This window comes from Oleiphilus sp. HI0061 (assembly GCF_001635675.1).
On record NZ_LWFE01001643.1, the window covers coordinates 1 to 20,741 of the forward strand.

18 protein-coding genes are annotated in these 20,741 nt (G+C 44.8%); 10 read left to right on the plus strand and 8 right to left on the minus strand.

Features of this window, described 5'->3' with window-relative positions:
* Positions 1 to 5,568: tandem-95 repeat protein (locus A3735_RS29865; RefSeq protein WP_068638870.1), on the plus strand; the 5,568-nt coding region annotated here is incomplete at its 5' end.
* Positions 5,569 to 5,606: 38 nt separating this feature from the next.
* On the opposite strand, the gene A3735_RS25290 is transcribed toward A3735_RS29865, so the two are convergent.
* Positions 5,607 to 6,962, minus strand: coding sequence for a cell wall metabolism sensor histidine kinase WalK (locus tag A3735_RS25290; RefSeq protein WP_068508127.1), 1,356 nt, complete (start codon positions 6,960 to 6,962; stop codon positions 5,607 to 5,609).
* Between the two features lie 2 nt (positions 6,963 to 6,964).
* Complete coding sequence (locus tag A3735_RS25295) at positions 6,965 to 7,657, minus strand: response regulator (protein ID WP_068508125.1); 693 nt, start codon at positions 7,655 to 7,657, stop codon at positions 6,965 to 6,967.
* Positions 7,658 to 7,830: 173 nt separating this feature from the next.
* Here A3735_RS25295 and A3735_RS25300 point away from each other — a divergent pair, with 173 nt between their 5' ends.
* The 8 genes from A3735_RS25300 to A3735_RS25335 all read left to right on the plus strand — a co-directional run bounded on the left by A3735_RS25300 (position 7,831) and on the right by A3735_RS25335 (position 15,752).
* Positions 7,831 to 8,289, plus strand: coding sequence for a Spy/CpxP family protein refolding chaperone (locus A3735_RS25300; RefSeq protein ID WP_068508122.1), 459 nt, complete (start codon positions 7,831 to 7,833; stop codon positions 8,287 to 8,289).
* Between the two features lie 192 nt (positions 8,290 to 8,481).
* A complete protein-coding gene (locus A3735_RS25305) occupies positions 8,482 to 9,078 on the plus strand; it encodes an HAD family hydrolase (RefSeq protein WP_068508120.1) in 597 nt (198 codons plus the stop codon).
* Positions 9,079 to 9,313: 235 nt separating this feature from the next.
* Positions 9,314 to 11,359, plus strand: coding sequence for a TonB-dependent receptor (locus tag A3735_RS25310; RefSeq protein WP_197486040.1), 2,046 nt, complete (start codon positions 9,314 to 9,316; stop codon positions 11,357 to 11,359).
* A 3-nt stretch (positions 11,360 to 11,362) separates the two neighbouring features.
* A complete protein-coding gene (locus A3735_RS25315; RefSeq protein WP_068553848.1) occupies positions 11,363 to 12,613 on the plus strand; it encodes a sialidase family protein in 1,251 nt (416 codons plus the stop codon).
* Positions 12,613 to 13,137: a hypothetical protein gene (locus tag A3735_RS25320; protein ID WP_068511183.1), complete on the plus strand. Its 525-nt coding sequence runs from the start codon at positions 12,613 to 12,615 to the stop codon at positions 13,135 to 13,137. Before A3735_RS25315 ends, A3735_RS25320 begins: the two co-directional genes overlap by 1 nt.
* Positions 13,134 to 13,751, plus strand: a complete 618-nt coding sequence (locus A3735_RS25325; protein WP_068633851.1) for an energy transducer TonB — start codon at positions 13,134 to 13,136, stop codon at positions 13,749 to 13,751. The genes A3735_RS25320 and A3735_RS25325 overlap by 4 nt, the downstream gene beginning before the upstream one ends.
* A gap of 205 nt (positions 13,752 to 13,956) precedes the next feature.
* A complete protein-coding gene (locus A3735_RS25330; RefSeq protein WP_068511178.1) occupies positions 13,957 to 15,261 on the plus strand; it encodes a GGDEF domain-containing protein in 1,305 nt (434 codons plus the stop codon).
* 8 nt (positions 15,262 to 15,269) lie between these two features.
* On the plus strand, positions 15,270 to 15,752 hold the full coding sequence (locus A3735_RS25335) for a hypothetical protein (protein ID WP_068511176.1): 483 nt from the start codon (positions 15,270 to 15,272) through the stop codon (positions 15,750 to 15,752).
* Between the two features lies 1 nt (position 15,753).
* Here the strand turns inward: A3735_RS25335 and A3735_RS25340 are convergent, their stop codons facing one another.
* The 3 genes from A3735_RS25340 to A3735_RS25350 form a co-directional block, all read right to left on the minus strand.
* Positions 15,754 to 16,590 (minus strand): ABC transporter substrate-binding protein, encoded by an 837-nt coding sequence (locus A3735_RS25340; protein WP_068511175.1) that lies wholly within the window; start codon positions 16,588 to 16,590, stop codon positions 15,754 to 15,756.
* Between the two features lie 543 nt (positions 16,591 to 17,133).
* Positions 17,134 to 18,165 carry a GGDEF domain-containing protein gene (locus A3735_RS25345; RefSeq protein WP_068511173.1) on the minus strand — a complete coding sequence of 344 codons (1,032 nt, stop codon included), beginning with the start codon at positions 18,163 to 18,165 and terminating at the stop codon, positions 17,134 to 17,136.
* Positions 18,166 to 18,175: 10 nt separating this feature from the next.
* The gene (locus A3735_RS25350; protein ID WP_068511171.1) at positions 18,176 to 18,790 is read right to left on the minus strand and encodes a helix-turn-helix transcriptional regulator; all 615 of its coding nucleotides are present in this window, start codon (positions 18,788 to 18,790) and stop codon (positions 18,176 to 18,178) included.
* A 57-nt stretch (positions 18,791 to 18,847) separates the two neighbouring features.
* On the opposite strand from A3735_RS25350, the gene A3735_RS29870 reads away from it, so the two are divergent.
* A complete protein-coding gene (locus A3735_RS29870) occupies positions 18,848 to 18,997 on the plus strand; it encodes a hypothetical protein (protein ID WP_156490768.1) in 150 nt (49 codons plus the stop codon).
* Between the two features lie 24 nt (positions 18,998 to 19,021).
* Here the strand turns inward: A3735_RS29870 and A3735_RS25355 are convergent, their stop codons facing one another.
* From A3735_RS25355 to A3735_RS25365, 3 genes are all read right to left on the minus strand, one after another.
* A complete protein-coding gene (locus A3735_RS25355; protein WP_068511170.1) occupies positions 19,022 to 19,324 on the minus strand; it encodes a hypothetical protein in 303 nt (100 codons plus the stop codon).
* 520 nt (positions 19,325 to 19,844) lie between these two features.
* Complete coding sequence (locus A3735_RS25360) at positions 19,845 to 20,291, minus strand: NUDIX hydrolase (protein ID WP_068513378.1); 447 nt, start codon at positions 20,289 to 20,291, stop codon at positions 19,845 to 19,847.
* Positions 20,292 to 20,379: 88 nt separating this feature from the next.
* Positions 20,380 to 20,741 (minus strand): GMC oxidoreductase (locus A3735_RS25365; RefSeq protein WP_231882651.1); only part of this gene is annotated, 362 nt, incomplete at its 5' end.

Consider the following 20,741-nt stretch of genomic DNA (forward strand, 5'->3'; position numbering starts at 1 on the left):
TATGATGAAACTGAAGGTCGACAAGATGTCCTTGTTTTCGATGAGTCGATTGCTGCCCAGACCAGCTATGTGACACGAAGTGGTGATGATCTAAAGCTTGTTCTTGGCAATGATGACAGCATCGTCGTTGAAAGCTTCTTTAAAGAAGATGACCCTAATTACGCCTTAACAGCGATTAACTTTTCCGACGGTACTTCATGGGACAGCGATGAAGTGCGAAGCCGAATTCAGGCTGCAACACCGTATGACGATGTCGTTCAAGCGAGTGCAGAAGGTGAGGTCATTAGCGGGCTTGCGGGCAATGATACGATCACAGGTCAAGAGGGGAATGACCAATTCTTCGGTGATGAAGGTAATGACATATTGTCTGGAAACCAAGGGAGTGATGAGCTAAATGGGGGGGATGGGCAAGACACATTATATGGAAATGATGGTGATGACACCTTAATTGGCGGTAATGGCGATGACTATTTATACGGAGGTGCGGGCCATAATATCTATCACTATGCTTTGGGAGATGGGAATGATCAAATTCGTGCAGAAGGTGCTGAAGCGTCTCATCTACTCATATTTTCCGAGACGGTTGACCCAAGTGAAATAGACCTGGTGAATAGCGACGATGATTTGATCATAACCCTGACTGCCAGCGGAGAAACAATCGAAGTCTTTGGCTTTTTCGATACGGATCCAAGCCAGAGAACAAGTCTCTCGATTCAATTTGATGCAACTTCGTCAACATGGTCAGATTCTGAGCTTCGAACTAAAACATTTGAGGCAACAGCGGGCAACGATACCATTCAGGGGACAGCTGACGCTGATACGCTAAGTGGATTGGCGGGAGATGATAATCTAAATGGCTTGGACGGTGATGACATACTCTTAGGCGGAGAAGGGCGCGACACCTTAAATGGAGGTACCGGCAATGATACTTTAGATGGTGGTGCGGGGGACGATTCCCTAACAGGTGGTTTAGGCAATGATACGTATTTATACGGCATTGGGTCCGGTCATGACATTATCGACTTTGATAGTAATTCAAGCCTTGTCGGGAGTAATACCGTCATGTTTGATGAGTCAATTCAAGCGAATGATCTCGAGTTAGAGCGTGTTAAGGATACCCATAATAGTTATCGTGACCACCTGCTTATTACTGTCAAATCTACAGGTGAAACTCTTACTGTCGCACGTTACTTTTCAAACTCTAGTGACGATACGACCAGTACCGGCCAAGTATCTACTTTCGAGTTTTCTGATGGTTCCGAATGGGCTGAAACAGATATCTATGCTTTGATCATTAATTCTATTACCGAAGGTGACGACTATTTTGTTGCAGGTGATGCTGATGACGAAATTGATGGTTTGGCAGGGAATGACAGCATTTTCGGAGGTCAAGGCAACGACCACCTCAGCGGTGGGCAAGGTGACGACTCGTTGCTAGGTTATTCGGGCGCTGACCAATTGTTTGGTAATTCTGGTAATGATTGGCTCTATGGTGGTGAGGGCAATGATGAGTTGAATGGCGGTGCCGGGAATGATTACCTTAATGCCGGCGATGGCGATGATACCGTTAGTATGAATGTGGGTGAAGGCCATGATGAAGTGGTATTCGGTGGTGGCTTAAATACGCTAAACATTCAGGGTGATATCGACGCAAGTGACATTGAATTTAGAATGAAAGGTCGACACTCACTATTTATTAGCGCTGGCGAGGCTTTGGACTGGTCTGTTGAGGTCAGTTTGCATTTTGATAGAGACTATGGAAATTGGCGCTATCAACTTGATCACTTGCTTGTGAATGACACCGAGGTCGAAATTACCGATACGATAGGCGAGGTCATTGATATTTCTGGTGGTTACTATAATGGTTCAGGTTATGTCGTAATTAGGAGTAACGAAACGGAATCTTGGAATTATGCTTTAGGCACTGAGGGTGACGATCTAATTTACGGCACGGATGATGCCGCAATATTTGATGAACTTGAAGGCGGTGCCGGGAATGATCAGCTATATGGCAAAGCAAATAATGACATTCTTCGAGGCGGAGAGGGGCATGACGTTTTAGACGGGGGCGCAGGTGATGATGAACTTTATGGTGGAGACGGCCAAGATACCCTGATTAGTGGCAAAGGGAATGATCGTCTAATGGGCGGCTTTGGGGGCGATGTATATCGTATCTACGCAGGTTCTGGAGTATCTCGTATTTCTGATTTTTCAGAAGACTTTAACATCATTGAAATAGCGAATGATTTAAGCGCACAAAATGCTGCGCTTCACCAAAGTGGTGATGATTTAATGATCTCTTTTGAAACGGGTGAGAATGTCATTGTCTCGAACTATTTCGACTCAGGAATCCCAAGTGGCGTAATTGATGAAATACGCTTTGCCGATAATACTGTCTGGGAATCTGCGTATGTTCAGGCAAACGTTGAAGACCTTCCGCTCTCATACGATGGGCAAGCTCCAGCAGGATTTAACGTTGTAGATCAACCTAACGGGAGTGGCGATTATATCGGTACGAATGATGACGATTTTATTGAGGGTACTGGAGACCAAGAAGTCGTTTATGGGTCTTGGGGGCGAGATATCATCGTTGGCTTTGGTGGTTCTGATGAGTTAGTGGGTAGTAGTGGTGGCGATTTGATAATCGGTGACGGTTTGCTATTTGGTAACGAAGGGGATGACATTTTGGAGTCGAGAAATATGAGCAACGACAATTATGATGGTCGTGCTTTTATGTTTGGCGGTGATGGTGATGATACCTATCGTGTCGGTATAAACAGCGTAAACACCTTTATCTACAACGGCTCTGAAGCGGGTCATTATGGCGCTAGCTTTTCAGGGGGGCCAGGTGGAAGCGCAAGTGACTTTGATGTACTGGAGTTTATGGAAGGCATCTCTCCCGACGATATTAATTTTTATGCTAATGGTTATGGTCTCGAATTAGAAATCGGAAATAATGGCTATGTCGTCACGTTGGCAGATTATTTTGAACCTTTGACATACCAAGGGCAGGGCATAGGTGAAACCGCACCCGTTGACGAAATTCGTTTTGCTGACGGGACAGTTTGGAATCAAAACGACATCACAGACATGTTGGCTAACGCTCCGGTTGATCAAGATATTGAGGGAACTAGTCAGGCTGATACACTTTTAGGTGGTGCTGGTGATGACTGGATCGCAGGTTTTGAAGGCGATGATACTCTGTATGGTGAAGGTGGCGACGATATCTTAGTTGGCGGTGCTGGGAACGATACTTTGTACGGCGGTTCGGGTGAAGATGACTATGATTTCGACCCTGGTTTTGGTCAAGATGTCATTTACAATACTGGAAGCGACTATAATGAGATATGGCTTTACCAGGTTAATGAGTCGGATGTGGCTTATGCAAAGCAAGGCAATGACCTCGTGGTTTCTATTATCGGAACGTCTGATCAGATAACCGTTAAAGACTGGTATGAGTCACCGGAACGAAAAGTAGTAGTGTATTTCGATGATTTGGATATCACACATTCAATCGATCATATTGAGTCATTAGCGACTGACGAGAGTAGTTCGAGCAATAGCGAACCTACCGCTCTAGCGGATACAGCAAACACCGAGGAAGATACTTCCATTATCATTGATGTGTTAGCCAATGACAGCGATATCGATGGTGATAGTCTGAGCATTAGCTCTGCTTCAGCCTCGTATGGTTCGGTTCTCATCAATGGTGATGGAACGCTGAACTACACACCTAATGCCGATTTCAATGGTTTAGATAGCATCAGCTATGAAGTCTCAGATGGTAACGGTAGCACCGCGGCCTCATCGGTATTCGTCACGGTTAACCCCGAAAACGATGCGCCTGTTGCTGTATTCGATACGGCTGCAACGCAGGAAGATACGTCAGTCACGATTGATGTGTTAGCGAATGACAGCGATATCGATGGTGATAGTTTGAGCGTTAGCTCTGCATCAGCGGTAAGTGGTGCTGTTGTAATTAATGGCGATGGAACGCTGAGCTACTCGCCTAATGCAGATTTCAATGGTTTAGATAGCATCAGCTATGAAATCTCAGACGGTAACGGTGGCACCATGACCTCGTCAGTCTCTGTCACAGTGAACCCTGAAAATGATGCGCCTGTTGCTGTTGCAGATGCGGCAGCAACACAGGAGGATACGTCTGTCACCATTAATGTGTTAGCGAATGATGGTGATATCGACGGAGATAGTTTGAGCATTAGCTCTGCATCAGCGTCAAATGGTGCTGTTGTGATTAATGGCGATGGCACACTGAACTATACACCTAATGCAGATTTCAACGGCTTAGATAGCATTAGCTATGAAATCTCAGACGGTAACGGTGGCACGGGGGCCTCGTCGGTATCCGTCACGGTTAACCCCGAAAATGATGTACCAGTTGCTGTAGTCGATACCGCTGTAACGCAGGAAGATGCTTCTGTCACCATTGATGTGTTAGCGAATGATGGCGATATCGACGGAGATAGTTTGAGCATTAGCTCAGCATCAGCGTCAAACGGTGCAGTTGCGATAAATGGCGATGGCACACTAAGTTATGCGCCAAATTCAGACTTTAATGGTCTTGATAGCATTAGCTATGAGGTCTCAGACGGTAACGGTGGCACGGCGACCTCATCGGTATCCGTCACGGTCAACCCTGAAAATGATGCGCCGGTATCAATATCTGATACAGCTGTTACTGATGAAGATACGGCAGTTGTTATCGATGTTCTTGTGAACGATAGTGATATTGATGGTGATAGTTTATCTGTTGTGGCTGCTGCGGCGATTAGCGGTGTCGTAGCTATCAATGGTGATGGAACTATCTCATATACGCCTAGCGCTAATTTCGTAGGAGAAGATTCAATCACCTACGAAGTTTCGGACGGTAATGGTGGAGTCGCCAATTCAACCGTCGCAGTAACTGTAAACTCAACTGAGGATGATCCAATTACTATTGTTGGAACTGGTGCTGCAGAAACTTTAGAGGGTGGAAATAATAACGATAACCTCGCAGCCAAAGGTGGAAAGGACGTTCTATATGGATATGAAGGCAACGACACGCTACACGGTGGTGGCGGTGCCGACTCTCTATATGGCGGCTTGGGAGCAGATACACTAAAAGGTGCTAATGGCTCTGATAAGCTTTACGGGAATGAAGGTAACGATTTGTTGGTGGGTGGTAAAGGCCATGATACCTATTACTACCAAACTGGTGATGGCTATGATCGTATTAATAACGCTTCAAATAACTTCGCGACTGATACTGACAAACTTAGTTTGGAAAGTGTAGGTGATGTCGATGATGTATGGTTCAAAAAGACGAACAACCATCTCGATATTTATGTGCTGGGAAGTGAAGACCACGTTCGAGTTAATAACTGGTACAAGGCAGATAAGTTTAAGCTGGATTCAATTGAGGCGGGTGGCCAAGCCATTGATGCTATTAATATTGAACAGCTTGTAAGTGCGATGGCTTCGTTCGGAGCTCCTTCAGGAGGCAGCATATCGCTGAATTCTGATGAGCAAAACCAAGTCGATACAGCAATAGCGACGGCTTGGGCCTAGAGGCTACATAAAGGGCCTTCGGGCCCTTAAAAACTTTCTCAACTCTTCGGCAAAATAACCACAACCCTAAGCCCCTTAACCTCCCGATTACTCAACTCAATCACACCATTGTGCTTCTTAATAATTTGCGAGCTAATAGCGAGACCTAATCCAAAGCCTCCCGTGCCTCGGTTACGGCTTTTGTCAGCTCGGTAGAAGGGTTTGAGGATCGATTTGAGCTCTTCTTCTGGAATGCCGGGGCCTTCGTCCAAAATCTCTATATGAAGATTGCCAGAGCCCTCATAGAGCTTGAGCTCGATGTTGGCATCGTTGGGGCTGTATTTGATGGCGTTTGTTAGCAGGTTTTCAAATGCCCGGGTTAGCAAGGGCTCGTCACCTTTGATGAGCGCATCGCTTTGTAAATCGGTTTTTAGTGTCAGGTTTTTTTCTTTTAGTTCGAGTTCTGCGTCATCGGTAATGCGGCCCAAGAGTTGTGACAGGGGCAGGCTCTCCATCTGCGTCAATTGCTGGTTGTCAGTTTGCATTAAGGTGAGCAGTTGGTTGATGAGTTCTTCGATACACTGGTTCTGGTGTTCGATTTTGTCTAACAACTTGCCTGGGTCATCAACTGATCTGGCGAGTTCAATCGCGAGTTTTTGGCGAGTGAGTGGGGTTCTTATTTCGTGCGAAATATCACGAAAAAGTTGCTGCTGACTGCTAATTAAGTCAGATACTTTATCAGCCATTTGGTCGAATGCGGTGGCGAGTTGCCCTAGTTCATCTTTGCGTTTGCCAACATCCTGACTGACGCGAATGTCGAGCTTTCCTTGGGATATCTCAAGGCTGGCTTGATGTAACACGCGAATAGGCTTGGCGATAGAGCGTGCTATCCACAGTGAACCTAATAATATGATGATACAAGATGCCAGTAGACGATAGCCGTGCAAAGACTCTGGGTTGAAGCGGGACTGTATATAGCGCGAAGGCATGACTCGCAAGATATAACTTTGCCCGTTTGGTGAGGATATTTGTTGGTCGGCCAAATTTAGCAAGTGTGTTCGATAGGGTTTGTCATCGTGATCGTGATGCTCATCATCATCGTCATCATGATACCTTGGCTTTCGGTGTGGAATTACCGGCGTCTCGTCAGTATGTAATAACACTACGCGTATGCCTTCGCGGCGGGCTAGTTTTCGGTACCAGCGTTTTAGGGCTTTGCCTCCTTGCTGCTCGTATACCTCTATTGCTTCGGGTGCGAGTGAGCGCATCTTGTCTTTTACTTGCTCGACCTTGAATTCATTGACGACGATTTCTTTGGTGATCCAGATATTGGCGAGAATGGTCGCAAAGGTGGTTAGCCAGAAGATCAGAATAATCTTCCAAAACAAGCGATGTTTAAAGATGGATTGAGTCATGCTTAACGCGTCTCCACCTGACCTTGGAATAAATAACCACTGCCACGAATGGTTTTGATGTGTTCGCTATCGAGTTTCTTACGCAGGTTACTCATATGCATATCAATGGCCCGATCATAGAGTGTTAGCTTTCGCCCTAAAGCAAGCTCGGTTAGCTCGGCTTTGGTCATAATTTCATTGGCGTTGCGCATCAGTGCGTGCAGAATATTGAATTCACTGCTGGTAAGTTCTATTTCTTCACCCTCAATTAGGGCTTCACGCGTTTTTAGTTTTAGCTTGATTTTGTCTGAAACCAGCTCACTAGCCTGGTTTGTTGTCTGGCCTTGGTCGATCTCCACGCGTCTTAGCAATGCTTTGATTCGCGCCACCAACTCTCGTGGGTTAAATGGCTTGGGAAGGTAGTCGTCGGCGCCCATCTCAAAGCCTATGATTCTGTCTAGCTCATCACCTTTTGCGGTGAGCATTAATATTGGGCTAGTGATTTGGCCGCGTATATCACGCAACACGCTTAAACCATCTTTGTTAGGCAGCATGATGTCGAGAATGATAACGTCGTAGTGACTTTTTAAAGCCAAGCGTTCACCTTCGACGCCATCGAATGCCGTGGTCATGGTGAAACCTTCTTGTACTAGCAGGCTACTTAGAAGCTCACTGATCTCGGTATCATCTTCAATGAGTAATATATTGGCACTCATATCAAACCTTTATTGATTTACGGAATTGTTTGAAGTCTAGCATAGGCTTTTTACCTTCTATTTAATCTTTACAGAGACTTTACGTTTACTAGACCCCGATTTACATAGCAATGAATACAATGATTATCAGTCGATAACAAATCGATTAAAAAAATCATTGAGAGGAAGAAATCATGAGTAATCGTCTATTTACTAAGAAGAAGTTATTAGGTTTGAGTTTAGCGATGGTCATCGCAGGGTCTGCAGCGGTTGCGACAGCAGGGCCGCACTATAAAGAGCATGGCATGAACCACAAAATGGAAAGAATGCTCAAGCGTCTTGATTTAAGCGAAGAGCAAGAGGTGCAGGTTGAGGAAATTCTGGCTCCCATGAAAGAGCTCAGAAAGGAAAGAAAAGGCTTCCCGAAAATGCGTGCCATGATGTCTTTGGACCCGGACGCTGCCGATTATATGAAGCAAGCAGAAGAGCAGGCGACAAGTGCTGCTGAGAAAGTTAAGGCTAGTATCCTTAATATGGCGAGTGTTCGCCAGCAAGTACACGCGGTGTTAAATGAGGAGCAGAAAGCCGAGCTTAAAGCGATGGTATCGAAGAAGCTAAAGCGAATGGAAGAGCGCTGTGAGGATGACGATTAATTGAGGACATCAGATTTATCGGATGCTAGTTGTTGGTTGTGAAGCTAGACAAGGATGTTTTTTGCGTGGCGAGAGCCACGCTTTTTGTTTTCTTTGGTCTTATGAATATATCTTCAGTACACTCTTAGCTCTTAGTCTTTGATTTCAAAATGGAGCGAGTCAGTGAGTTGCTTGAGGAGAATTCCACGGTGTGTGTCGGAACAGATTAGAGCCATCATTTTTGACCTTGATGGAACGCTGGTCAGCTCGAGTCTCAACTTTGACCGAATGCGAAAAGATGTGGGTTGCCCGCCTGACGAAGATATTTTGGCCTACATCGATGCCCTGCAAGGCAAAGATAAAGAAGCGGCAAATGCCATTGTTTATCAACACGAAATGGCCGATGCGCGATCAGTTGAACTGCTTCCTGGAGTAGAAAGTTTGTTTGAACAGCTTTCTATAGGAGCATTAAAAACTGCGATAGTGACTCGAAATTCAAGAGAAGCAACTCGTCGTAAGTTAGAGCAAGTGGGACTACAAGTTGACACGATATTAACCAGAGAGTGTGCCCCTGCAAAGCCTCACCCAGGAGCCTTGCAGCAACTATGTCGTGAGTGGCAACTCAAACCTTCTGAGGCGGTGTATGTGGGTGATTATCTGTACGACCTATTAGCAGCAGAACATGCTAACATGCATTCCTGTTTATATGCTCAAGATCACTTACCTGATTATGCTGAAAGGGCGGGCTTTGTGTGTAATGACTACGCATCTTTTTTCGATTTATTAGCCTCCTATATAGAAAAAAAATAAAGACAAACGCACCTGCTTGCTTAACTTTGCTTATCTTGCGAGATTGATCTGAATCAATCTTGGATAAAGAAGGCGAATAGGTGCGACAAAATGTCACTTCCTCCATAAAACCTCATCGATATACTCACCTCCAATCGAATCATAGATGAGGTTGAATGAGGGTGTTAGTGTGAGAGTAAATCAAACTTTTCGAAATATTTCGCTATCAGGGAAAACTTGTATTGGTAGTAGTCTCTTGGGCGCTAGCCTTTTGTATGCACTTCCCGCTGTTGCAGACATGGAAGCAAAGCCAGCGGTTGAGCAGCTAGATACGATTAGTGTGACAGCAAATAGAAACGAAGAGTTGACCTTGGATGTGCCCGCCAGTATCGCCGTTAAGGATAGAGGCTCTGTTGATCTTGACCAGGCTAACTACCAAAAAGACTTGTTTAATAGCATTGCAGGCGTTCGTATTATACAGACCGGTTCAACCTTGGGGCATAAAACCAGTATACGTATGCCTTCCAATACAGGGCCTTATTACTTGTTTTTACAGGATGGCATACCGGTACAATCCTCTGGCTTCTTTAACCATAACGGTTTGGCATACACCAACTTTAGTACGGCAGGGTCTGCAGAAGTTTTGAAGGGGGCAGGGACTGCATTGTACGGCTCCGATTCAGTTGCAGGTACTATCAATGTGATTTCCCAAGACCCAAGCTTAAGAGAAGGTTATACCGTCAAAACTGAAGCTGGTGCGCATGGCTTTTATCGTTTAGGCCTAGCAGGAAGCGCAAGCTTGAGTGATGACTCTTCAGTCGGCATTGATATATCGCATAGCGAAAACGATGGCTGGCGAGACCATACTCGCTCAAAACGAAGTGAAGCGAATATTACGCATTTTGTTTCCTTGAATGACAACAATAGCCTGAAAACAGTCTTTGCAATAAACACTACTGAGGCTGATCAGGCCGGTAGTTTAATTGGTTTGGATGCGCTGAAAAACGATACAGAATCGGTGGGTGATATAGAAGCTGCACTAGCTACCGGGATGGATATTCAGCGAAAATTTGATTTTGCCCGTTTGAGTACAGAATGGACGCACTTACTTAATGACGAGATTGAACTGAGTACCATTGCGTACTTGAGAACAAACCGGAACCAGTATGTAGCAACTTGGCAGGGAAACCTTCCTGAGAATGATAGCCAGCAAAAAACGCTTGGCCTCATGTTCAAAGCCGACTATAGCCTAGATAGCCTCCGCTGGACTTTTGGAGCCGACCTTGAATATACCAAGTCTAGTCGAAGCTATGAGCAAACCTTTGACTATGTGCCCAGTGGCTGGGGAAGTAGTGTCGCTGAGGGCTCTATTTATGACTACGACGTGAATTACTTCGCCGTGTCACCCTATACCAGTGCTGCATTTAGTGTTACTGATCACTTAACAGTAGAAGCCGGCCTTCGCTACGACTCCAGCCGTTTTGATTACACGAATAATCTATCTGACGGGCAATATGCATCGTCGAGTTATGCGCGGGCATCGAGCGATAATGACCCTTCATTCAATCACTTAAGTCCTAAACTGAGTTTTAGTTTCCGTCTTGATGATAGTCAGAATATCTATGTTCGCTATGCAAACGGTTTCCGAATACCGCAAGCTTCTCGCTTGTATGCGCTTACAACTGACAATATTGATTTTGATTTAGACCCGGAAGTCAGTGATACCTATGAACTGGGTTATAAGTTGGCAACCACAAATCAGCGTCTCGATTTATCGTTGTATTACATGACGATTGATGACTCAATTGTTCGACGAGAAAACATTGATGGAGATCGTTACTACGAAAATGGTGGCGAGACCACGCATCAGGGGGCAGAGTTATCAATACTACAGACCTTAACAGAGGAATTATCCGCACGATTGGCTTATAGCTACTCGGAGCACGAGTATGTGAACGATGAAGATTATGGCGATAACGAGCAAGCTGAGGCGCCTAACAGTTTGGCTAACTTACGTTTGAACTATTCTCCTCAAAAGGTGCAGGGTTTGACGACTTCATTGGAGCTTGAGCATATTGGTGAGTATTGGATGGATGACAATAACACTAAAAAATATGGCGGCTATACGGTTACACACTTAAAAGCACTATATAAAATTTCTGAACAGCTCAAATTGAGCGCTAAGATTAATAACCTGTCGAATAAAGTGTATGCGGAAAATGCCAGCTTCAGTTACGGCAAAGAGAAGTATACACCAGGGGCTCCGCGTCAGTTATTCGCAGGTATTGAGTATCGGTTTTAAGACATGATGACTAAAGAACGCTCAGGTATTTTTTTCATACTGTGCCTTTTGCTTGCACTCTTATTGACCTGCAACCAAGATGCAGAGGCAGCAAAAAAGCATGGAGCAATGAAAAACAGTTTGCTGCCTGAGTGTCAAGGTATGGCACTTCCATCTGTGCATTGTGGACGCGCTCCATCGTATGCCGAGGGTAAGGATAAAGTGTATGTGGTCTTCTCTCAGAATGGCCATATCTACTTATCTTCATCATCAGATGAAGGGCGCAGCTATACGCCTCCTATTGCTGTTAATCGGCGACCTGAAGCGATTTATGATGATGGCGAGAATAGGCCAAAGATCCTGTTGGGAAAACAACAAGAGATCTTTATCTCATGGACGCATAAGACGCCTGGGCGCTATTCGGGGGATGTGCGTTTTGCTCGTTCACTCGATGGCGGTCAAAATTTTTCTGAACCGATTACGATCAACAATGACAAAGCACTAATCGGTCATCGTTTTGATGCGATGCTGATGGATGGTACAGGGCGTTTATATTTATTCTGGATTGATAAACGAGATAAAAAAGCCGCTCGTGACAGGAATCAAGACTACTTAGGGGGATCGATATATTTCACCTACTCTGACGATGTAGGCGCTAGCTTTCAGCCCGATAAAAAGTGGGTTGATCATAGTTGTGAATGTTGTCGTTTGGCCCTAGCAAATGATTCGAACCAAGATGTAGCGATCTTATGGCGGCATGTATTCCCAGGCAGCATTCGAGACCATGCTATTGCCTATGTCAAAGACTGGAAGTCTATGCAGAACGCTCATCCAGCTAAAGCGGCTATAGATAACTGGGTGATTGAAGGCTGTCCTCACCATGGTCCTGATATGTCTTTTGATCGTGATGACCGCGCACATATTGTCTGGTTTACACAAGGGGATAAACATAAAGGTTTGGTGTACGGTCGCTATAACTTTTCTGAAGGAAGGGCCTTAGACACAATTTCGATTGATTCACTCCCAGGTGCGAGTCGTCCACAGGTCATAGTGCAAGATTCGAATGTGTTCCTACTATGGAAACGCTACAACGGACAAGGTCTCGATTTGATCTTACGTCAGTCCGTGAACTTAGGAAAAGACTGGCTAAAAGAAAAGGTAATCGCAAGTACCACTCATGACTCAGATCACCCTGACCTGATTGAAGTGAAGGGCCGAATTCATGCTATGTGGCATACACAGGCTGAAGGCTTACGCTGGATTAGGGTAGAGTAATGATAAGCGTGAAAAAACTAGCTGTGTTTATATGGGGTTTAATAGTTATAGGGTGGAGCGCTTCGCTTCAGGCAAATGCGAATATAAAGCCCTTTTCAGCGGATAGTCTGATTGCCATTGAAGAATCTCGTAAGGGAGAGGCATTTATATTACTGCTATGGTCAATCGAGTGTCCTCCTTGTCTAAAAGAATTAAAACTTCTAAAGGAATTAACAGGGCAAGGCCTGAATAAGCACTTGTTGCTAGTTTCAACGGACGATATGGAATACCAGACAGATATTGAAGCTTTAATAGCAAACGAAGCGCTTCTTGAGTATGAGCATTGGCTTTTCAATGGCGATTTACCTGAACGTCTTCGCTATAACATCGATCCAGGCTGGTATGGTGAATTGCCCAGAGCCTATATTTACTCCGCTCGCGGGCAGCGGGTTGCACATAGCGGCATGTTGACAAAAGCAATGTTGGAACAGTGGTTGGCTTTAATTCATGCGAACTCTGCACCGGAAAGTACCGATTCACCATGACAACTTCCAAGCCTATACGTATTACCGTTATCGTGTCAGTGCTTGTTCATTGCGGAATGATGTTGGCCGTTTTTCTTACCGTGTCTGGTGGTGTTAGCCTAGATACTGTTAATGTGGATAAGCCATTGCTGCGTCCAGCGCTTGTGATTAGTCATCACCATGTTGCTGCAAAGCCAAAGCCAAAGCCAAAGCCAAAGCCAAAGCCAAAGCCAAAGCCAAAGCCAGAGCCAGAGCCAAAGCCAGAAAATCGATCAGAGAATGAACACTTTAGCTTTCCATCTGAAACCGTTTTGCAAGCGCAAAGCCTGGGTTTAGAAGGTGAATCGATACTTGCCTATAAACAGGAGCTGTTTAAGCTTATTGAGGCACAGAAATTTTATCCGAAGCGCCTCAAAAGAATGCGTAGAGAGGGTGAGGTGACGATTGAATTCACGCTCTTGGCAAATGGCGATTTAAAAGTCATTAAAGTCATCGACTCGCGTGGACATAAACTCTTCAAACAAGCTTCACTGGCATCGCTAAAGAAGGTCGACACTTTCCCACCTTTTCCAAAAGAGTCTACCCGTGCAGAGTGGACCTTTACGGTCGCACTAAACTACAGCCTTCGAATGTAGCGTAGAAGGAGGCTGCCCAAAACGCTTCTGCTTAACCGCTTTCATTGTAGGGTTTAAAAATCTTACAAAATAGCTGTCTTTGAACTACACTCAATAGGGTTTATTTAGCGGCCTTATCAGGGACAGGGGGCTGAACAGAATTCTGTTGAATAGTCGCCTCTGGTTTACGCTCGGTGCGATGTAGTTTGAGATGTACAGGGTAGGTATGGCTTCAAATCTTTTCTCATTTGATTCAATTGCTTTACGGCTGCTAAAGCGCATTTTTCTTATCTATTTCAGCATTACGCTTATCATGACGTTTGCTCATGCTTATTCGGAATACCATCATACAAAAGATGTGGTGAAATCTGAGTTGAAGGAAATCGAAGGAACCTTTACACCCGCGCTCCGCACTGCACTTTGGGCGGTCAATGAGAAACAACTTTCTTCTATTGCTAACGGAATTCTTCAGTTGCCCTTCGTGACGGGTTTGAAAATTGAGAACGGAAAAGGAGAGTCCCTTATTCCTGGAAGTCTAAATGTAGGGGAGGTTGATGCAGGCAGCTTTGAATATAGCTTCGACATTCTGCAAAGCACCCTGAACGATCAGTACGTTTATTTGGCAAAAGTAACCTTTTTGTCTGATAGTCAGGTGGTATTTGATCGTGTGAAATTCGGCTTCTTAATTATTGCAATTAATGCTTTGATGAAAAGTATTATTCTTTGGTGCCTGTTTTTATGGGTCTTTAAAGTAATGCTCTATAAACCTATGCAAAAGTTTGTAGGTGAATTGCATAGTATGGATTTTGATAGTCTTGATAAACGTCGTCTTAACCTTGGCCTGGAACATGATGATGAGCTACAGTCTCTAGAGAATAGCTATAACCAGATGCTCGAAACCTTACAGCAACAGAAGCAGGAATTTGTTGATGCGCAGCAAAGCTACCATCGAGAGTTAGAGCGGAAAGTTCATGAGAGAACTCACGAACTGGAGTTGGCGAATCAGCAGCTAAGTTTTTATGCGAGTACCGACCCGCTTACCTCAATCTATAATCGTCGAAAGTTCTTTGTTCTGGCTGAAAAATATCGGGCTTTAGCCTTGCGCAATAAGCATCCCTTATCCCTTCTGGCTTTGGATTTGGACCACTTTAAGCATATCAATGACGAATACGGGCATGCGGCTGGTGACGAGGTCTTGGTTAAGTTTACTTTGCTTGTTGGCCAGTTATTGCGTGAAAGCGATATCTTCGCTCGCTTTGGAGGAGAAGAGTTTGCGATCTTGTTAGAGAATACCTCCTCTGAAGATGCTGTGACGGTTGCGCAAAACATAATTGATGTGGTTGAAGGTCAATTATTTGAGTTTGAAGGTCATAATATTAAAGTGACTGTATCGGTTGGAATTGCAGAAATGATGATGGCGGATGAAGGCATTGGAGCATTAATCGCGAGAGCGGATAAAGCGCTATACCACGCCAAGGAAAACGGACGTAACCAGCATTTTATCTACGATAGTGGACAGGCGGAATTATAGTTATTGCGATGGATAAAGAGCTTCTGCATGTACAAATAATTAGTGCACTAAAATCGCGTTATGATATTGCGTACTCTGCTGCTAAACAAGCTTATGAAACGGCAACGCACGAAGAGAATGTTGCCGAGAACAAATATGATACGCTTGGGCTGGAAGCTTCTTATTTGGCCGAAGGGCAGGCTCGCCGGATGGCTGAAGCAGAAAACGCACTTAAAACATTTGAACGCTTAAAGCCAAAGAACTTTGGTGAAGACGATGCAATTCAATTTGGTACCTTAATTGGACTGAGAGAGCTCGGCACTGGTCGCGACGAGGCTGCTAGTGAAGTGTTTCTTTCGCCTGTTGCAGGGGGCCTTATAGTCGATTTTAATGGCCGCCAGGTGTTGCTTTTGAGTAAGCTCGCGCCGCTGGGAAAGGCTTTGTTTGGCGCCTATCTCGAGGACGAAGTAGAGCTTGGTGATAAGCGCTATCTAGTCGAAAGTATTAGCTAGTTTAGTGCCCGGGAACGACCATATCTTCGATGGCAGGCACGTTCGCGGTAACAGAGCCATTGTATCGTGCGTAAATATCCGTCATGGTGCCGTCACGGTGAAAGGTTAGCAAGACCTGGTTAAAGGCATCGACATACTCTTTAGAAACTGTTTCTTTGACAAAAATCACATAATATAAGTTCTTAATATCTGGCCCTGCATAACGCACATTCTGCAGCTTGAACTCTTTGATCGTATCAAAGCCGACGACATCCGGTACATAGACCACCCCACGTTTACCAAAGCGATCAGCTTCGAGCATTTTAAACACATGCTCAAAGTCGTTCTCTATGACAACACGAGCCCCAGGGATTTTCTTTGCGAATTTCTCGACCTTTTTCGACATGTTGGTCGGGCCATAGGTGGCGATGGTTAAACCGCTTAACTGCTGACGCGAGCTGTAGTCTAAAGGGTTATCTTTTTTAACAAACAGACCATAGTTCACTACATGAACGGGCAAGCTGTAGTGCCATTTCTTGGCTCGCTCTGTGTTATAGCTCATATTGAATGCAGCGTCCGCACGATGCGCTTCTAGTTCAACAAACATTCGGGGCAAGGGGTTAAATTGAAAGGTGGTGTCTCGCATTAGCTTCTTATTAACCGCCTTAACCAGAGCGGCCACCGGGCCATCAATTTCTTGTGTGGTTTCGTTGATGTAAGCGACAGGAGGATAACTATTAAATGAGACAGGCTTGCCTTTCTCTTGATGAGCCTGAGATAAGGCGCTAAAGCCAAGCATCATACTGACTACGATGAGTGCCGAAGCGATTGAGTGTCTATTTCGGCTAATTTTTATCATTTCCAGTCTTCCGATAACGTGGCTTATGAACGGCGCCATGACTTCTTATGGGGGCTATAAGGCATTAGTTTAGACCATGGTGCTTGGATTGCACCCATCAAGCCTAAATTCAAGGATGACTATTGTTATTGGGATTAAGCCGGCTTCGTTGCCTTTGCTTAAACCTTGTTCCAAGAGAAAAACTTAGCCTAAAAGTATTAAAAAGACGAAAAAACTGTGATGCGTGTCATGTTTTGAGGTCGGTACGCCGGGGGCTAAGCCCTTCGGGTGATCAAACTAAGCCCGGCTAAGCCCTATTATTTGAATCATCAAGACGAACGGCGTTAAGCAAAAAACTTCAGGCCTTTTTGCTTAGCTCCTTTCTAAACTTGTGTTGTGATAACTTTTTCCGATTAGGGCCTCCCTACAAGCCCTATTAGTGAACGCGGCGATTAGGTAGTTCGGCACCTTTCGCCGCTTTTTTTTGTCTGAAATTTAAGCTCAATCAAAAACACCTGACATCGCAGAGCGATTTATTCCGCAGTACTCTCTTGTAAAACGGTGCTAACTGCTTGCTTCTCTAATCAAGTCGTCGATGCTTTTCATATTACTACTATCGCAATAGCTGATACCAAAATTAGCAGAAAAGCTTACATTGCTTTCCTTAAGTTCATAGCTACGGCTTTTAATGAGTTGACTCAGTCGCTCAGCGACTTGCTTGGCATCTTGTGCGTTGCTCTCTGGCAAGATGATGACAAATTCATCGCCACCTATACGGGCAATGATGTCAGCATCTCTAATATCATTTTTTACTAGCTGGGCGATAAACTCCAGGCTGCGGTTGCCTGCATCTAGTCCCTGTTCGGTATTAATCTGGCTAAAGTGGTTGATATCAAAATGGATCAAGCTAATAGGGTGGCCATAGCGGTCGGCTTGCGAGAGTAGTTGCGATGCGTATTGTTGAACGAAGCGAAGATTTGCAATACCGGTTAAATTGTCAGTGAGCACGAACTTTTGCTGCTCGTTATAGGCATTTAGCATCTCATCAGAAAAGAACTTTACGGCGCTAACAACAATAAGAAAAACAATTAGCGCGTTTCCGATAAAAACTCCTTGTGCGATGGAGGGCGGAATGGGGGCCATGTAAGTTTCGACTCGTAGTGTATGGGCCGCGCAAAAGCACAAGCAACCATAAAGCATGACAGCAAGCTTTTTCCATTTTTCCTGGTCATTGAGCAGAAAGTAGACCACGACCGGGAGGCTTAGGAAATAGAGTTGGAAGCCCGTTTCAGCGCCGACAAAGAATATACTCCCCAAGGTAACTTGCAGGCTGGCAATGAGTATCAACCAATAGGCGGAAAGGACAAACTTCTCCTGCCTGACCCAGTAGAATGTTCCGGCATAGCAGAGCGCATATAGGAAATCTGTAAAGCTGCTCAGCGCTTGTTGGTATTGAGTCCATAAAATAGCTGAATAGCATAAGGATACAATCACGCCGACCAGTGACACGCTAATAACGATTCGCTTACGATATTGTGTGCCTAGCTTGGTACTAAGAACTTCTGATTGCTGTGTAGATGCCTTATTTTGCTTCATGCCTGTTTGTTTATCCTAACATGTTGGCCAGTTTGTAGGGGCCTTCCAGTATATTGTGTGTTAACTGAACTTGATTCGATACACCTGTTTTTTGGTATATCTTTTTCAAGCGAGAGCGAACGCACTCTTTAGTGAGCTTGAGCTCTTCGGCGATTTCTGAGCCTGATAGCCCAGATATCACCTTGCTGAGAACTTGTGTCTCGGAGGCGGTCAGGCCATAAAAGTCAGCCAGGACTAGATTGAGCTTCTCAAAGCTGTCTTTCTCGACAGGACGCATCACCACGAGTGAACCTTTCGCTTTCCATATCTTATTTTCATGCGCAGACTTTCGGTAGGGCGTAACACCAATATGCCATTCATTGCCTCCACCNACGTATGCATCTAAACGAATGAAGCCTCCTGGAAACAAATCTATTCCCTGCGAAGCAAGAATGCATTGCATGACAAGGTGCTGTAGCCGCTTGTTGGCGGCAGGGTTCTTCAGTGCGAGGCGGTCATGTTTTAAGGTGAGCACCTCACTCGATTTTGCAAACTCTTCTGCCCGGGCGTTCATAGGTTTGGAGACATAATTCTCCATCACCAAAAAAATAGCAGCTTCAGTACTACTTTTTAGCTGCTCTTGCACCTGGCTTTGTAGCTGGGCAAGTTTGGTTTGGGTGGATATGGTAAAAGCGCGCGTTAGGTGTGGTACAAAGATGCCGAGAATTTTCTTTGTTTGGTTATCAAAATCCTGCTGAGTATCTGGGCGGTAAAAGGTGATGCTGGCAATGAACTGGGTATCTCGATAAAAGCAGGTGCTGATACTATGGAAGCAATCATTTTCACGGAATAGCTCCTGATAGACTTTAGAAGAGCGTTAGCTTTGGCTATCTAATAGCTCTGAGCCTTTTTTGATTGAACTGGTAGACATGTCTTCGACGCTTAGTCTGCGTTCATCAAGGGGGGCGTATTCTTCGCTATATGACTCGATAGTTTTGTCGTTAAATCGATTAGCAACGATACTAAGTTGCTGGGACTTCCTATCAGTAATCGTTAGATAGCCGCCCAGCGCTTCAATTGCATCGCAGATATCGCTGATAACCTCTTCCCATACATCGTCGTAAGCGACCGATTCATATATATGAGCGACAAGGTCGACAATTTTATTGTTGTAGTTCATTGCTATGCCACGAGACCTATAACTGCTGAGCGATCTAGATTTAAGCGCTTGAGAGATCTTTAAGTTGTAAAGATAGTAACGGAATTCCTGAGTAGATTTCCAGTTTAATAAGCGCTAGTTCACAGAATTGGCATTGAATTAGAAAAAAATTCCTGGGTCGCCATTTGGGCGGAGAATTGTCAAGACCCAGACGGGTTCGATTAAGAATATATTCTACGTATAGTAGTACTTGGCTTGCCTGAGCACTGTTTGCACGGATTAGCAACGGTGTTCTGGGCCAGTCACTAGTTAGGCAAGCCTTTTACTTTTGCGCATCGCATTTACAGCTCTTGTTTGGCCTGAATGTTAAGCTGGCCTTGTGCAAAAGTTTTCTCATTATTATTTAGTGTTTTTTCAAGCGCTAGATTCAGTTTTCGCAAGGACGCGGCCCCATTGTTTCTATTCCGATCAAAAAAACTATCTTGAGATAAGCTTAAGAGAAAAACGCTGTTTTTTATATAATTCTTGTTTTGACGACTGCTTAGGTCGTGTACTCATATATGGTATCGAGTGCTAGGTGGTCTTTTTGGAAGTAGTCATCAAAACACTTTAGTACGAGCGGGCTGCGGAGTTTATCTTCTAGTGCTCGTATCTCATCCATGCTCAACCAATGAGCAGCAATAATATCTTTATCGAGCTTATCGCTCTCTTTTTCAAGTGCTTCGGCGGCAAAGCAAAAGCGGTAATAACATACGCCATTTTGTGGGGCGGTATAGGTATATAAGCCAATAAATCCCGTGAGCTTGACGCGCCAGCCGGTCTCTTCCAACGTTTCTCGAATAGCGGCTTCTTGTATGCTTTCACCTTGCTCTATATGACCGGCAGGTTGGTTGAATACGGTTTTCCCATGAGAGCGTTCTTCAACGAGTAACAGCTTGCCATCTCGCTCGACAAGCGTGGCGACGGTTGCATGGGGTGTCCAGGTCATGATTGTGTTAAATCCTTTATATAGTCGGTGTGCCAGTAAAGCGGATATCTTATCAGTGAGCTGAACATTTCAAAATACTGAGAAAGACTTATTTAGTTGTCTCAAGTTCCTTCTCTTGTATATGGAAAGTAGACTGTGTTTTAGCTTGCAAGATCATCTCGGCGGCCTTTTCTGCCATCGCGATAATGGGGGCGTTCGTATTACCGCTAACCAGAGTCGGCATTGCTGAGCCGTCGATTACTCGCAACTTTTTAATACCATGAACTTTCAGCTCACTGTCTACGACAGCCATAGGGTCATTGCCCATTTTGCAGGTGCCGCTAGGGTGATATACCAAGCCTAGCCGTTCTTTACACTTCTTCAAAAGTGCCTCATCTGATTGGATGTTATTACCTGGGTGCAACTCTTCGCCACGATGCCCATCAAAGGCTGGGCTTGCTAATATTTTCC